Below are 14,526 nucleotides of genomic sequence, written 5' to 3' on the forward strand. Positions count from 1 at the left end.
GACCTGTCGCGAGGCCCCACACCGGCCCTGTCTGACGGTTTCGCCGCCGCGGCGATGGCGCGGGCTGCCGCGTCTGCCCTCGCGCGGGCCGACAGTAGATTCCTCGGCCCTGCAACGTGTGTCGCATTCGTCAGGTGGCGGCGTGGCCGGGCCTCGGAATGACAGATCCTTTGCACTCCCGCAGGGTGCGCGGAGCGGTGCCGGATACGCGAGCCTTTGACTTCCTGAGGGAGCGCACCACGGGTAACCAGAAGCTACACAACCGATTGCGCGCGACCGAAGGACCTCGGTTGCCATACAGCGGGGCCGGCTTCAGGATGTGAAGCCGGCCCCACGGTTTTGCTCGGCGAAATCCTTCGGCCGGCGCCAGAGTGTATCGTGCTAGCGCCCTCCTTGAATCGCAACGCTTGCTTGCCGCACGTCCCCAATCTGTCATTCCGAGGGAGCGCACACCCCCAGTCTCTCCGTTTCCTCTGGTGCTGGCGCGCGACCGAGGAACCTGCTTTCCGTTTGCTCGTGACCTGTCGCAACGCCCCACACCGGCCCTGTCTGGCGGTTTCGCCGCCGCGGCGATGGCGCGGGCTGCCGCGTCCGCCCTCGCGCGGGCCGACGGTAGATTCCTCGGCCCTGCAACCTGTGTCGCATTCGTCGGGCGGCGGCGTGGCCGGGCCTCGGAATGACAGAACCTTTGCACTCCCGCAGGGTGCGCGGAGCGGTGCCGGATAAGCGAGCCTTTGACTTCCTGAGGGAGCGCACCACGGGTAACCGGAAGCTACACAATCGATTGCGCGCGACCGAGGAATCTACTTTCGGTGTCCTCGTGACCTGTCGCGACGCCCCACACCGGCCCTGTCTGGCGGTTTCGCGGCCGCGGTGATGGCGCGGGCTGCCGCGTCTGCCCTCGCGCGGGCCGACAGTAGATTCCTCGTCCCTGCAACCTGTGTCGCATTCATCGGGCGGCGGCGTGGCCGGGCCTCGGAATGACAGAGCCTTTGCGCTCCCGCAGGGTGCGCGGAGCGGTGCCGGATACGTGAGCATTTGACTTCATGAGGGAGCGCACCAGGGGTAACCGGAATCCACACAACCGATCGCGCGATCGAATTCGCCGCCGCGGTGATGGGGCGGGCTGCCGCGTCTGGTCTCGCGCGGGCCGACAGTAGATTCCTCGGCCCTGCAACTGTGCGGCATTCGTCCAGTGACAGCGTGGCCGGGCCTCGGAATGACAGTCTCTGTTCCATACCGCGAGGTGCGCGGACCGGCGCTGGACTCAGGAAGTCAATTGCGGGTGGAGGGTCTGGCAACAGCATCTGATGGCCCTGTGATCGCGGCACGTCGGGCGGATCCGGATGCGCGGGGCAGTGGCGGGTGATTTGCGGCGGGAACCGCGCGGGTTGTCCGCACCTTGCTTCCACACCGCTACGCCAGGAGTCATTCATGTCGAACTCGTCCATCCTGCGGAAGGCGCTTTTTGCGGCCGGCGTGCTGGGCTGCATGGGGTTTGGGGGCGCGCAGGCGTTCGCCAGCCCCGATCCGGTGTCTACCGGCGCCTTCTGCAACGATACGGTCTGCACCGCCGGCTGCCTGGCCAAGGGCTTCGTGGGCGGGTATTGCTACAGCAACCAGGGGTGTATCTGCTACCACCGCTGACCGGAGCGCACTCCGCGGCCAGGAGCCTGCCCGCGCTCCGGTCGATTGCGCCGCGGAGGGCGCTGTTCGCCGCCGGCGTGCCAGGATCCACCGTGTTCGGGGCCGCGGGCTGTCACGACGTCTATCTCTCCCGCGTGCGGGAGAGGGTGCGAGCCTGAGCGGGTGAAGGCCACGTCGCGTCTCCACCGTTTACACTGGCGGTGCGGGGGTCTAGCTTGATCATCCACCCGCCGGCCCCTCCCCCGGCCGGCGGGCCGAGCCACACCCCCGCCCGGAGTCCGCAGATGACGCTCATCATCGTCCTCGCCGTCGTCGCGCTGATCGCGATCGCCCTCATCGTGCTGTACAACCGGCTGGTGAGTCTGCGGCTGCGCGCGCAGAACGCCTGGTCCGACATCGACGTGCAGCTGAAGCGCCGCGCGGACCTGGTCCCCAACCTGGTCGAGACGGTCAAGGGCTACGCCGTGCACGAGCGCGAGACGCTGGACGCGGTGACGGCGGCCCGCGGCCGCGTGGTGGCCAGCGCCGGCGCCGGACCCGCCGCCCGCGCCGAGGCCGAGGCGGGGCTTACGTCGGCGCTGCGCGGATTGACGGTGACGGCCGAGGCGTACCCGGAGCTGCAGGCGTCCGGCGGCTTTCGCGACCTGCAGGCGCAGCTGGGCGGCATCGAAGAGGCGGTGCAGAACGCGCGGCGCTACTACAACGCCGTGGTGCGCGACCTGAACACCGCCATCATGACCTTTCCCAGCAACCTGCTGGCCGGGCCCATGGGCTTTCAGCCGCGCGAGTTCTTCGAGGCCGCGCCGGCCGAGCGCGAGGTTCCCAGCGTACGCTTCTGACGCACGCCGGGCGCGGCCGGGACCGCCGCGCCCGCCCATCCGCATTCCCATGCCCCGCACGCCCATGCGCCGCGCACTTTTCCTGATCGGCGCGCTGCTCCTGGCGCTGGCCGCGCCGGCGGCCGCGCAGGACAGCACCATCGTCATCCGCGGCTTCGACGCGGAGCTGCTGGTGCAGCGCGACGGCAGCGTCGAGGTCACCGAGGCCATCCGCTTCGCCTTTACCGGCAGGTGGAACGGCATCCTGCGCGACCTGTCGCTGCAGCACAACGACGCCAACGGCAACCGCCAGAAGCTGGACGTGGAGGTGGTCTCCGTCACGGACGGGGGCGGCCAGCCGCTGCGGATGGAGGAAGAGCCGGAGGGATGGATGCACCGCCTGCGTATCTTCATCCCCGGCGCGCACAACGCCGAGCGCACGGTGATGATCCGCTACCGGGTGCGCAACGCCATCCGCTTCTACTTCGCAAAGGACAGCGTCGTCGCGGGCGAGGAGTCCGTCAGCTTCGACGAGCTGTACTGGAACGTGACGGGCAACGACTGGACGATGCCCATCGAGCGGGTGCAGGCGCGCATCATCCTTCCCGGGGCCGTGCTCCCCTCGCGGTGGGCCGCCTACACCGGCTACGCGGGCGACACGGGGCGCGACGCGGAGGTGCGGGTGGATTCGGCCCTACGCGTGGTCACCTTCACGGCCACGCGCCCGCTGGCACAGGGGGAGGGGCTGACGGTGGCGGCCGGCTGGCCCCCGGGCTCCGTCTCTACGCGCCCCACCGAGGCGCAGCACCAGGCCGCGCTCCGGGCCCACCGGCGCGCGGAGGCGTTCCGCATGTGGCCGCTGGCGCTCCCCATCCTGGTCTTTGGCCTGGCGATGCGGGCGTGGCGGCGCCGCGGGCGTGACCCGGAACCGGAATCCATCACGGTGGCGTACGAGCCGCCGGAGGGGATGACGCCCGCGGAGCTGGGAACGCTGATCGACCACGACGCCGAGATGAGCGACGTGATCAGCACGCTGGTGGACCTGGCGGTGCGCGGCTACGTGGGCGTGGAGGAGCGCGAGGAGAAGCACCTGCTGGGGCTCATCAGCAGCACCGAGTACGTGTTTCACCTGCGCAGGCCGCGCGAGGAGTGGAGCGGGCTGGCGAAGCACGAGGAATTGTTCCTGACCGCGCTGTTCAGCGTGGCGAGCACGTCGGGCGCGGCGTGGGACGACGTCCGCGCCACCTTCGACGAGGCGCGGCGGGTGCACGCGGCCGGCGGCGAGCTGGACCGCGAGGCCGTTTCGGCGCGGCTGGCGGCGGCCGGCTCGCGCCCCACCGAGACGGTGCGGCTGGCGGACCTGCAGAACCGCTTCTACAAGTCCGTCCCCGGCATCCAGGACGCCATCTACGGGAGCCTGCAGGCGCGCGGCTACTACCTGCACCGGCCCGACAAGGTGAAGGGCAACTGGCTGGGGCTGGCGATCGCGGTGCTGGTGCTGGGCGGGGTGGGCGCGGGGTTCAGCGAGGGCTCGGCGTGGGCGTCGCCGGTGGCGCTGATCGTCGGCGCGGGGATCAGCGCCGTCCTGTTGTTCATCTTTGGGCGGGTGATGCCGGCGCGTACGCCGGCCGGGGCGCGGGCACGCGAGGCGGCGCTGGGCTTTCGCGAGTTCCTGAGCCGGGTGGAGAGCGACCGCTACCGGATGATGATCACCTCGCCCGAGATGTTCGAGCGGTACCTGCCGCACGCCATGGCGTTCGGGGTGGAGGCGCGGTGGAGCAAGGCGTTCGACGACCTGTATCGCGAGCCGCCGGACTGGTACAGCGGCACCGGCCGCGGCACCTTCCGTCCGTCTACCTTTACGTCGCGGATGAGCACCATGACCAGCTCGGCGTCCAGCACCATGACGTCCAGCCCCAGCTCGTCCGGCTCCGGCGGTGGCGGATCCAGCGGCGGAGGCAGCGGCGGCGGGGGCGGCAGCGGGTTCTGAAGCACAGGACTTCCTGGTACCGCATCCGGGAAAACAACACCTTCAGGAGTACAGAGGAACAGAGTCAGACAGAGGAGCCAAGCTGATATTTCAGCTCGCTTTCTCTGTCTGACTCTGTTCCTCTGTACGATTATTCTCTTTCAGGATCCGGTATTCAGGTTCAGGGCTCACCCCTTCACCCCTTCACCCGTTCACCCCTTCACCCGCTCACGTCCCCCAGATGCTGGGCCCGGAACGCCTGGGGACGCGCGGCGCGGCGGGGGCCGCGGCGGCCACGGCGCCGTTGAAGCCGTCCCACTGCTCGCGAAGGCGCGTGTAGATGTCGTACAGGTCCGAATCGGGCGTCTCGTACCGGGCGGACCTGTGTTCCACGATGAGCTTGAGGAGCACGAAGCAGAGGGTGGCCTCGCCCGCGCGCTGAAGCATGTGGAACTCCGCGGGCTCGTTGAACCACAGGGTGGTGCCCATCGCCTCGGCCGTCTCCGCCAGCTTCACCATCTCGCCGTTGGGACGCAGCCAGGGAAACCGCTCGAAGAGCGGGGCGTCCGGCTTGGCCATGGAGTAGATGAGGTTGGCCACGCGCTTCCCCTCGTACGCGGGGTCGTTCCACACCAGGCCAAAGACCATGCGGCGAATGCGGGCCATGAACACGCTGGAGGTCAGCGCCAGCACCGAGGTGGCGCGCAGCACCAGCATCTGCGTGAACTCCGGCACCGTCAGCCTGCGCAGGCTGGGCCATGCCTCCACGTCCACGCTGGTTTCCAGCATCCGGTTGCCCTCCCTGAGCCGCCGGCGCGCCCACCACAGGCCAATGCCCACCCCGGCCGACAGCAGTCCCGGCACCCAGTACAGCAGGTAGTCCAGCGGCCGCCAGTCACCGTCGCGCGCCGCCACCCAGCCGTGCCACAGCAGCACGCCGCCGGAGACCAGGGCCAGCACGAGCAGCAGCAGCGCCAGCCGCCACACCCACTGCAGCGTGATGACGCCGCGGCTGGCGGGCACCCTGGGCACGTCGTACATCTGCTTGTTGCGCGCGCTCACGTCCGACACGATCAGCGTGGTGGCCGACGTTTCGCGCAGCGCCGTCAGCAGGCTTTCGACGCCCTGGTTGTCGTACACGCCGCCGTCCATCAGCGGCAGCCCGCCCGCGAACTTTTCGCCCAGGTCGTCCAGCGCCGACTGTAGCGGGTACTGCGCGGGCCAGCGGAACTGCTGCGGAAACACCAGCGGCTCGAATCCGCCGGGAAAGCACGACGACGCCGCCACGATGTCGGCCAGGCGGATGTGCCGGGCCACCTTGCGGGGAAGCCGGTAGCTGGAGCTGCCCAGGAAGCCGCGCGGGTTCCCGGTGCGGCGAAAGCGAAAGTCCAGGCCGGTGTGGAACTCGGTGGAGTTGAAGATGGTTTCCTCCAGCTGCAGCCCCTGCGCATCCTCCACCTCGGCGAACCGCCGGTCGCCCAGAAAGTCGTCGCGCGCGTACACGTCGGCCGCGGCGCGGATCAGGCTGGCCCACTGGCCGCTTTCGCGCTCGCTCCGCAGCCCCTCCAGCGCCTCGCCGATGACGTTGTTGCTCATCAGGTAGCGCGAAAAGCGGCCGTGGAAGTCGCTGAACGGCTTTCCCTCGATCATGCTCACCACCCACGCCATGCCGCAGATGGTGCCGCCCGACACGGTCGAGAGCCCCACCACGCTGGGCAGCAGCCCCACGCGGTCCAGCATCCGCAGGGTGCCCAGGTGGAACGCCGCCGCGCGGTAGCCGCCGCCCGAAAGCGACAGGGCCAGCTTGCCCAGCGGGTGCCGCGGGTCGAAGGGCTCGGGGGCGGATCGGGGGGCGGTGTCCGAGGCGGAGAGGGGGGTGGATGGGGGGAACGATGACGCGGGCGGGGCGGGGAGGTCGGACATGGGAGCTCCGGACGGCGGGAAGGGAGATGGGTGACGACGCATAGTGTCGGTCCCGTTCTCCCGTCCGTCAATGATTTGCTTGTCCGCCGGCGCAAAGTGGCTGATGGAGAGCGCGCGCTACTCGCCCTGGACCACGAGCTCCTCGTACTCGGGGTGGCGGTCGATGTAGGCGCGCACGAAGGCGCACCACGGCGCCACCTTCATCCCGCGGCTCTTTGCCTGCTCCAGCGCGTGCTTCACGATGCGGCTGCCGATGCCGCGCCCCTCCAGCTCCGTGGGCACCTCGGTGTGCGTCAGATAGAGCGCGCCGTCTCGCTCCATGTACTGCAGCAGCGCGGTCTGCCCCTCCACGGTCATCTCGAAGCGGCTCTGCTGCGTGTTGTCGGTAACCCCGCCCTGTTCGTCCGCCATCCATCCTCCACGTCGTTGTGTGCGCCGCCATGCATCCTCCGCCCGCGCCCCTGCGCAACCGCCGGACCACGGGGCGTCGGTGAGGTCGTGTAAGAAGGATTCGGGCGCGGCGAAGCGGTCGCACTGCGCCAGACAGGGCCCCCTCCCCCGGCCCCTCCCCCTCGTTCCTCGGGGCGTTCCTCGGGGAGAGGGGAGAATTCGGTCCCGCTCCGGATGGATGGGAGGTGGTTACCTACGCCAGTGTGGTGGGGCGGGGCGGAGGCTCGGCGAACGGCGTCGCACTGCGCCCGCGGGGGCCCCCTCCCCCGGCCCCTCCCCCCTCGTTCCTCGGGGAGAGGGGAGAATTCGATCGCGCTCCGGACATGGACAGGTGGCTACACCACACTGTCATTCCGAAGGAGCGCCGCGCAATGCGCTCTGCATCGCAGAAGCCGGCGCGCGACTGAGGAATCTACCATCTGAATTCTCGTGACCCGTCGCCGCGCCCAGTCCCCGCGGTAACGCCTTTTCCGCAGTTGAAGCCCCGTTCGGCGAGCGGAGCGAGCCGAGACGGGGCTTGTCGCCTTCCCAGCAGCGGATTCATCCGCTCATCACCCGATCCCGCTCGTCCGCGATCCGCTCGTCCGCTATCCCGCTCATCGCCCGATCCCGCTCGACCGTGATCCGCTCATCTACCATCCGCTCATCAACATCCGCTCATCCCCATATCATCCTAAAAACCGCCGGGCGACGCGGATGTAGCGCAGGTCCTGCTCCTCTTCCGGCAGTGATTCGGCTTTCTCAAGGAGCTTGCGGACGTGGCGGTGCAGGCGCGGCTCGCCCCAGCGGTAGCCGGTGGCGGATTCCGCGCTGGGCGTGTTGCCGTCGCGCGCGGCTTCCAGCAGCGCACGCGCCGCCGCCGCATCGAAGCGCGGATCGTCGCGCGCGGGCAGCCCGAACTGCCCCGGCGGCACGAATCCCGAATCTTCCTTTACGAACGCACGCGACATCCTCTCCTCCCATCGGCCGAGCTTGTGATCTCATCGCTGCGGTTCGACGAGCAAGACTTCTGCCTTTCGCCGGATCCGGCAAAAGATGGCGTCCACGTCGAGCAGCAGAGCAGCAGTGCGGATCATCCTGCCGTTCTCCCTCTGCTGCTGGCGCGGCGTGTGGACGGTGGCGTAGGATTGCGGACAACCGGCCGCCGTCCACGCGGCCTGACGACAACGCTTCTCCATCCGTATCCATGCTCCAGACGCACCTGATCGCGAGCCTTTGCCAGAGAACTCTGCGCTGGCTTCCCCTGTTCGGCTCGATCGTCCTCTGCGCGCTCGCGATGCCGTCCCGCTCCGACGCGCGGGCGATGCGGGAGTGCGCCGCGGGATGTACGCCGGGGGGCGTTCCCGTGCTGGCGTGGCACGGCTTCGCGGATTCCGTCTCGCCCGAGCCGGGCTCGCTCACCGAGTCGTACGCGGCGTTCGAGGAGATGGTGGTGTTCATGGCCGAGAACGGCTTTCGTTCGGCGTTTCCGGAAGAGGTGCGGATCGGGGCGGACGGGGGCGGGCGGCAGGTGATCCTGACCTTCGACGACGGGACCCGGGGCCAGCTGCGCGCGGCGGAGATCCTGGAGCGCCACGGGTTCCGCGGCATCTTCTTCATCATCCCCGCCCGCACCGGCGGCGGCGACGAACGCTTCATGGACGCGGCGGACCTGGAGCGGCTGTCGCGCGCGGGGCACCGGGTGGCGGCGCACGGCTGGCAGCACCGCAGCCTGCCCGGCTCGGGGACGGAGGTGGCCGCGTCGCTCGTGCGCTCCACGCGGCTGCTGGGCGAGGGCGCGCAGGCGTCGGCGCGGTACGACTTCGCCTTTCCCTTTGGCCACTACACGGCGGAGATCGCGGAGGCGCTGGCGGGGGGCTACCGCTACCTGCACACGGTGAATCCCGGCTACTGGGACGGAAGATCGGCCCTGCTGCCGCGGATGCTCATCATGGGCGGCGTGGACCCGGCGCTCTTTCGCGAGTACGTGCTGGGCGGCGCGCACTACCGGCCCACGCTGCGCCCGCTGACCGCGGACGGCGAGGTGGCCGGGCAGGTGGCGTTCCTGGCCACCGAGTCCGTGCCGGACGGACTGGAGCTGTTCGCCATCACGGCGGACGCGTCCGGGCGCAGCTACGTGAGCCGCCCGGTGGCCGAGGACCTGCGCGTGGCGGGCGACACCGTGTGGCTGGACCTGGCCGGCTACATGGGCCGGCACTATCCACCGGGGCGCGCCGTCATCAGCTACGCGCTCATGACGCGCGGGGGCGGGGCGCTGCGCTACGCCTCGCCGGGAATGCTGAACTGGATCGGCGATCCCATCGCCGCGTTCCGCCCCGCGCCGCCGCCCGACACCACCGCGGCGCCCGGCGGAAGGGACTAGCCCGCGAAGCTACGGCGCACCCGCCCGCGCGCTTCCTCGACGGTGGCGTGCACGGCAAAGACCCAGCGTGCCGGAAAGCGGGCGGGGTCGGCGGCCCACTCCGTCACGCTCCCCACCGCGCCGGTGATGCCGTCCGCCTCGTCCGCCACCGCGCCGACGAGGATGCGGCCCATCCCCGGCAGCCGCGCGGACCACGCGGCGTCCGCGCGAAGCTCGAAGGCGTCGGCAAGGGTGCGCGCGTCCATCTCTCCCATGTGCCGGCGCTGCAGGTCGTGCAGCAGCGAGGCGGCGTGCAGCAGCGCGGCGCAGCGAGGGCCCGCGTCCGGAACGCTGACCGCCAGCTCGTCGTGCAGGATCAGCAGGTAGCGCTGCAGCAGCCAGCGGGGCACGCCGCGCGCCGACAGCACGCGGCCCAGCCACAGCACCTGCCGCTCGACGTAGTCGGCGTCGCCGCCGCACAGCGTCACCAGCCACCCGCCGTCGCTGCCGCCGAACAGCCGGCTGCGCTCCCCGAAGCGCTCGGTGTAGTACGGCGCCTCGCGCAGCGCCGTCTCGGTGGCGCGGTGCACCGCCTCCAGCTCCCGCGGTGACGCGGTGACGGGGTGCATTCCGGCGAACGGATTGACGCTCGCGGCAATGGTCGTGGTCATGGCTGATTCGGGGGATGCGGGGGGACGAATTGGATGGGCCCAATCGGCGCGCAAAGAGCTTGCCCGCGCGTCGGGATCCGGGCTGGGGGATTCGGATCGGGATGATGATCATCCGCCGCGACGGACGATCCGACGCGCAGCCCCGCGCCGTTTGTGGGGCTTTCCGCTGTCGTTGCGGCGAGTTCAGTCGCTCCCGGGGAGCGACTGGGCGGCGACGGAAGCGGCGAGAAGCCCTCCGCCGGGACCCCTCCTAAACGCGTCCTCACACAGGGGTTGCGCGAATCCAGGAACTGGTTTATCTTATTTCCATCAGCGCCGCTCACGGTGGCGCGGGGGCCACGGCGGCGTTCGGAAGGACGCCGGCGCGGACCATGGGGGCCCGAGGGCTCTCGCGGTGTTCATGCCCTATGTTCAACCCGAGCTGAAGGAGGTGATCTCTTGTCCATGACCAATGCTGCCTGCAACCTGACCCGGGCAAGCGATCGCCGCATCGGCGCCTGAGCCGATTCGTTAGGCGAAATCTTCCGCGTCGGCGGGATGACCCTTGCGGCCATCGCGTCAGGGAGCGGCAGAACAAAAGCACCACCGGCCTTGTGCCGGTGGTGCTTTTTTCTTATCGGTGCGCGTCGATGGCAAAGTTGCGCTGCACCTCGGGCGGTCATCGAATGGACAGTGGTTTCGGGATACTGTCTCGTCGCGACAATCTGTCATTCCGAAGGAGGCGCCACGCGGAGTCCCGCCTTTACGGAGTACTCTGGCGCCGACTGAGGAATCTACTTTCCGGCTCCTGGTGGCTTGTCGCGGCGCCCCGGACTGGCCCTGTCCCGCTGTTTCGCCACCGCAGCAATCGCGCGGGCTGCCGCGACCGCCCTCGCGCGGACCAACGGTAGATTCCTCGGCCCTGCAACCGGTGAAGCCAAGGCAGGTTCGGTGTGGCCGGGCCTCGGAATGACAGCGGTTGCCGGGATAATCGTTCCTCGCGACAATCTGTCATTCCGAAGGAGGCGCCACGCGGAGTCCCGCCTTACGTAGTACTCTGGCGCCGACTGAGGAATCTACTTTCCGGCTCCTGGTGGCCTGTCGCGGCGTCCCGGACCCGGCCGGCCCTGTCCGGCTGTAGGTGTTGCGGCGGCGATGGTGCGGGCTGCCGCGACCGCCCTCGCGCGTGCCGACAGTAGATTCCTCGGCCCTGCAACCGGTGGAGTGGAGGCAGGTTCGGCGCGGGCGGGCCTCGGAATGACAGCGGTTGCCGGGATAAGGACAGGTTGCCGGATACTCGTTCCCCGCGACAATCTGTCATTCCGAAGGAGGCACCACGCGGAGTCCCGCCTTTACGGAGTACTCTGGCGCCGACTGAGGAATCTACTTTCCGGCTCCTGGTGGCCTGTCGCGGCGTCCCGGACCCGGCGCTGTCCGGCTGTGGGTGTTCCGGCGGCGATGGTGCGGGCTGCCGCGACCGCCCTCGCGCGGACCGACGGTAGATTCCTCGGCCCTGCAACCGGTGGAGTGGAGGCAGGTTCGGCGCGGGCGGGCCTCGGAATGACAGCGGTTGCCGGGATAATCGTTCCTCGCGACAATCTGTCATTCCGAAGGAGGCGCCACGCGGAGTCCCGCCTTACGGAGTACTCAGGCGCCGACTGAGGAATCTACTTTCCGACTCCTGGTGGCTTGTCGCGGCGCCCCGGACCCGGCCCTGTCCGGCTGTGGGTGTCCCGGCGGCGATGGTGCGGGCTGCCGCGACCGCCCTCGCGCGTGCCGACGGTAGATTCCTCGGCCCTGCAACCGGTGGAGTGGAGGCAGGTTCCGCGCGGGCGGGCCTCGGAATGACAGCGGTTGCCGGGATAAGGATAGTTGCGGGGATACTCATCTCATTCCTCGCGAAATCTGTCATTCCGAAGGAGGCGCCACGTGGAGTCTCGCCTTACGGAGTACTCTGGCGCCGACTGAGGAATCTACTTTCCGGCTCCTGGTGGCCCGTCGCGGCGCCCTGGACCCGGCGCTGTCCGGCTGTGGGTGTTGCGGCGGCGATGGTGCGGGCTGCCGCGACCGGCCTCACGCAGACCGACGGTAGATTTCTCGGCCCTGCAACCGGTGGAGTGGAGGCAGGTTCCGCGCGGCCGGGCCTCGGAATGACAGTGGTGCCGGGATAAGGACAGGTTGCGGGGATACTCATCTCATTCCTCGCGACAATCTGTCATTCCGAAGGAGGCACCACGCGGAGTCCCGCCTTTACGGAGTACTCTGGCGCCGACTGAGGAATCTACTTTCCGACTCCTGGTGGCTTGTCGCGGCGCCCCGGACCCGGCCCTGTCCGGCTGTGGGTGTCCCGGCGGCGATAGTGCGGGCTGCCGCGACCGCCCTCGCGCGTGCCGACGGTAGATTCCTCGGCCCTGCAACCAGTGGAGTAGAGGCAGGTTCCGCGCGGGCGGGCCTCGGAATGACAGCGGTTGCCAAGGTGCTGACATCACAGCGATGGGTGCAACTCTGATCTGGAGGTGACATCCTTTGTCGATGATTTGCCCTTCAGGCGATAGTCCAGGATGCTCTTCTCACCAACTCCGCAAACTCCGTTAACTCCGTGTGAGGCCAATCTTTTGAGGCTCCGGCCGCTCGATGCGAGGCCCTGGGCACTCGCATACGGACGGAGTGGAGCGCATCTTTTGCATCACCGGAGGCACCACCGGCACATTCGAAGGGAAGCCCCCGGCATCCGCCTTCGCGGCGGATGCCACCGCGCGTGCCGAACCCTGGCCTTTCTCTCATCCCCACATCCCCCACACACCCGGAGGCGGTGCAGATGCACTCACCACGTTCACGAATCGCGCTGTTCGCACTGCTGGCGGCGGCCGCCGCCTGCGCGGACGGCACCCCCACGCAGCCCTCGGCCGCGCCCTCGGCGGGCCCGTCGCACGCGGTGGAGCCGTACACCGGCCGCATCCGCATCGGCACCGTGACGGGCGCGGCGTCGGTCAAGATCGGCGCGACGGTCGCGTACGACGTGCGCGAGAAGGGCTCCAACGCGTACCTCGTGTCCGGCCTGGCCAACGAGCAGGTGACCGTCACCTGGAACTCGGGCGTCTCGGTGCCCACCAACAACCGCCGGCTGCAGGTGGTGTGCACCACCAGCGCCACCGACCGCGACCAGCGCGTGGCGGCGGGGAACGCGGCGGGCTTTCCCAGCGCCTGGGAGTACGTGTCCAGCGCCAGCTGCTGGCGCGTGTACATCGGTGAGCGGCCGCTCCCCATCGACGCCGCGGCCGAGAGCACCTACAAGCAGAACGTGATCAACGCCGGCCTGGCGACCTCCGCCGCGCTCTGGAAGACGGTGACCACGCCTGTCAACGAGCCGCGCTACGTCACCACCAAGAGCACCGGCACGTCGGCCAGCTCGCGCGCCCAGCCGCGCATCACGGTGGCGTCCACGGCGCGCGTGCTGATCGGCGGCGTGCAGTACCGCGGCATCGCCGAGGTCATGCGCGGCGCGTCGGGAACGCTGGCCGGCATCAACGACGTGCCCATGGAGGAGTACCTGTACGGCGTGGTGCCGCGTGAGCTGGGGCCCGTGCAGTACCCCGAGGCCGAGGCGCAGAAGGCGCAGGCCGTGGCGGCGCGCACGTATGCGGCCGGCAACCTGGGCAAGCACTGGAACAACGGCTACGACCTGGTGGCCACCGTGCAGGACCAGGTGTACGGCGGCTCGGCGGCGGAGCACAGCATCAGCACGGCCGCGGTGAACGCGACGACGGGGATCGTGGCCACCTACAACGGCAACCTGATCAACGCGCTGTTCTACGCCACCAGCGGCGGAAAGACGTCCAACGTGGAAGACGTGTTCACCGGCACCGACGCGTACCTGCGCAGCGTGTGGGACGCGCCGCCGGGGCAGGAGCTTCCGTCCGTGAGCGCGCTGCTGACGGACCTGCGCACGCCCGCGTGGACGGGGGGCTACGCCACGTGGCACGGCTTCCATCGCTGGAACTACACCTGGACGATGGCGCAGATGAGCTGCGTGGTGGGCGACTTCGCCAACCAGCCGGTGGGGAACGTCACGGCCATCAACGTCCTCTCCCGCAGCGGCACCAGCGGCCGCGCGACGCAGGTGCAGTTCGTCACGGACGCGGGCACGTTTACGGAGACGGGGACCGCCATCCGCGCGGCGATGCCGTACATCAACAGCTCCGGCGTGCCCACCCTGCTGCCCAGCACCCTGTTCGTGGTGGAGCGGCTGACGAACTCGTCCGGCGCGCTCACGGGCTACCGCGTGTACGGCGGCGGCAACGGGCACGGCGCGGGGATGGCGCAGACGGGCGCGGTGGGGATGGCGCGCGCGGGCCACACCTATCAGCAGATCCTGCAGAAGTACTACACGGGGATCGTGCTGCAGGTCAAGGCGGGCACGCGCCGCGACGGCATCTCGCCGATCATCACCACGGCCACGGACCCGTACGACTGCACGTCCGCGTGATGCCGGCTCCGGCAAAAGAATCGTCTCACGCAGAGGGAGCAGAGGAAAACCACTCCGCTTGCTCCGTGTGATACGAAACCAGTCAAACGGTCATTCTGAGGGAGGCACCGCGCAGTGCTCTCTGCCCGCCCCGGAGTGTGGTGCCGACTGAAGAATCTTTGTCGGGAACGGCAGGATCTTTCCGTCACGCGGGGGCTCCCGGGCTGTGCCCGGGAAGGGCTCCGCGCGAGGGGAGGGAGATT

General features: G+C 69.4%; 10 protein-coding genes. 5 read left to right on the plus strand and 5 right to left on the minus strand.

Going from position 1 to position 14,526, the window contains the following annotated elements:
* The first annotated feature begins 1,434 nt into the window (after positions 1-1,434).
* The 3 genes from VGC13_RS27875 to VGC13_RS27885 all read left to right on the plus strand — a co-directional run bounded on the left by VGC13_RS27875 (position 1,435) and on the right by VGC13_RS27885 (position 4,455).
* Positions 1,435-1,647: a hypothetical protein gene (locus VGC13_RS27875; protein WP_331128602.1), complete on the plus strand. Its 213-nt coding sequence runs from the start codon at positions 1,435-1,437 to the stop codon at positions 1,645-1,647.
* Positions 1,648-1,931: 284 nt separating this feature from the next.
* A complete protein-coding gene (locus tag VGC13_RS27880; RefSeq protein WP_331128603.1) occupies positions 1,932-2,486 on the plus strand; it encodes a LemA family protein in 555 nt (184 codons plus the stop codon).
* Between the two features lie 49 nt (positions 2,487-2,535).
* Positions 2,536-4,455: a DUF2207 domain-containing protein gene (locus tag VGC13_RS27885; protein WP_331128604.1), complete on the plus strand. Its 1,920-nt coding sequence runs from the start codon at positions 2,536-2,538 to the stop codon at positions 4,453-4,455.
* 207 nt (positions 4,456-4,662) lie between these two features.
* Here the strand turns inward: VGC13_RS27885 and VGC13_RS27890 are convergent, their stop codons facing one another.
* From VGC13_RS27890 to VGC13_RS27905, 4 genes are all read right to left on the minus strand, one after another.
* Positions 4,663-6,357, minus strand: coding sequence for a patatin-like phospholipase family protein (locus VGC13_RS27890; RefSeq protein ID WP_331128605.1), 1,695 nt, complete (start codon positions 6,355-6,357; stop codon positions 4,663-4,665).
* Between the two features lie 117 nt (positions 6,358-6,474).
* Positions 6,475-6,768, minus strand: a complete 294-nt coding sequence (locus VGC13_RS27895) for a GNAT family N-acetyltransferase (RefSeq protein WP_331128606.1) — start codon at positions 6,766-6,768, stop codon at positions 6,475-6,477.
* 707 nt (positions 6,769-7,475) lie between these two features.
* Positions 7,476-7,757 (minus strand): hypothetical protein, encoded by a 282-nt coding sequence (locus tag VGC13_RS27900; RefSeq protein ID WP_331128607.1) that lies wholly within the window; start codon positions 7,755-7,757, stop codon positions 7,476-7,478.
* 30 nt (positions 7,758-7,787) lie between these two features.
* Positions 7,788-7,985, minus strand: coding sequence for a hypothetical protein (locus tag VGC13_RS27905; RefSeq protein ID WP_331128608.1), 198 nt, complete (start codon positions 7,983-7,985; stop codon positions 7,788-7,790).
* An 8-nt stretch (positions 7,986-7,993) separates the two neighbouring features.
* Between VGC13_RS27905 and VGC13_RS27910 the strand changes: the two genes are divergently transcribed.
* Entirely contained in the window at positions 7,994-9,169 is a 1,176-nt protein-coding gene (locus VGC13_RS27910) for a polysaccharide deacetylase family protein (RefSeq protein WP_331128609.1), read from the plus strand.
* On the opposite strand, the gene VGC13_RS27915 is transcribed toward VGC13_RS27910, so the two are convergent.
* Positions 9,166-9,819 (minus strand): hypothetical protein, encoded by a 654-nt coding sequence (locus VGC13_RS27915; protein WP_331128610.1) that lies wholly within the window; start codon positions 9,817-9,819, stop codon positions 9,166-9,168. The two genes, VGC13_RS27910 and VGC13_RS27915, sit on opposite strands and share 4 nt — an antisense overlap.
* Before the next feature lie 2,797 nt (positions 9,820-12,616).
* Between VGC13_RS27915 and VGC13_RS27920 the strand changes: the two genes are divergently transcribed.
* Positions 12,617-14,284 carry a SpoIID/LytB domain-containing protein gene (locus tag VGC13_RS27920; protein WP_331128611.1) on the plus strand — a complete coding sequence of 556 codons (1,668 nt, stop codon included), beginning with the start codon at positions 12,617-12,619 and terminating at the stop codon, positions 14,282-14,284.
* The last annotated feature ends 242 nt before the right edge of the window (positions 14,285-14,526 follow it).

Source organism: Longimicrobium sp. (assembly GCF_036399255.1).
Classification (GTDB): Bacteria; Gemmatimonadota; Gemmatimonadetes; order Longimicrobiales; family Longimicrobiaceae; genus Longimicrobium.

Excerpts from the sequence above, each read along its gene's own strand:
- VGC13_RS27915 (WP_331128610.1), bottom strand. The coding sequence starts at position 9,819 with ATGACCACGACCATTGCCGCGAGCGTCAATCCGTTCGCCGGAATGCAC.
- VGC13_RS27885 (WP_331128604.1), top strand. The coding sequence starts at position 2,536 with ATGCCCCGCACGCCCATGCGCCGCGCACTTTTCCTGATCGGCGCGCTG.
- VGC13_RS27905 (WP_331128608.1), bottom strand. The coding sequence starts at position 7,985 with ATGGAGAAGCGTTGTCGTCAGGCCGCGTGGACGGCGGCCGGTTGTCCG.
- VGC13_RS27890 (WP_331128605.1), bottom strand. The coding sequence starts at position 6,357 with ATGTCCGACCTCCCCGCCCCGCCCGCGTCATCGTTCCCCCCATCCACC.
- VGC13_RS27880 (WP_331128603.1), top strand. The coding sequence starts at position 1,932 with ATGACGCTCATCATCGTCCTCGCCGTCGTCGCGCTGATCGCGATCGCC.
- VGC13_RS27920 (WP_331128611.1), top strand. The coding sequence starts at position 12,617 with ATGCACTCACCACGTTCACGAATCGCGCTGTTCGCACTGCTGGCGGCG.
- VGC13_RS27910 (WP_331128609.1), top strand. The coding sequence starts at position 7,994 with ATGCTCCAGACGCACCTGATCGCGAGCCTTTGCCAGAGAACTCTGCGC.
- VGC13_RS27895 (WP_331128606.1), bottom strand. The coding sequence starts at position 6,768 with ATGGCGGACGAACAGGGCGGGGTTACCGACAACACGCAGCAGAGCCGC.
- VGC13_RS27900 (WP_331128607.1), bottom strand. The coding sequence starts at position 7,757 with ATGTCGCGTGCGTTCGTAAAGGAAGATTCGGGATTCGTGCCGCCGGGG.
- VGC13_RS27875 (WP_331128602.1), top strand. The coding sequence starts at position 1,435 with ATGTCGAACTCGTCCATCCTGCGGAAGGCGCTTTTTGCGGCCGGCGTG.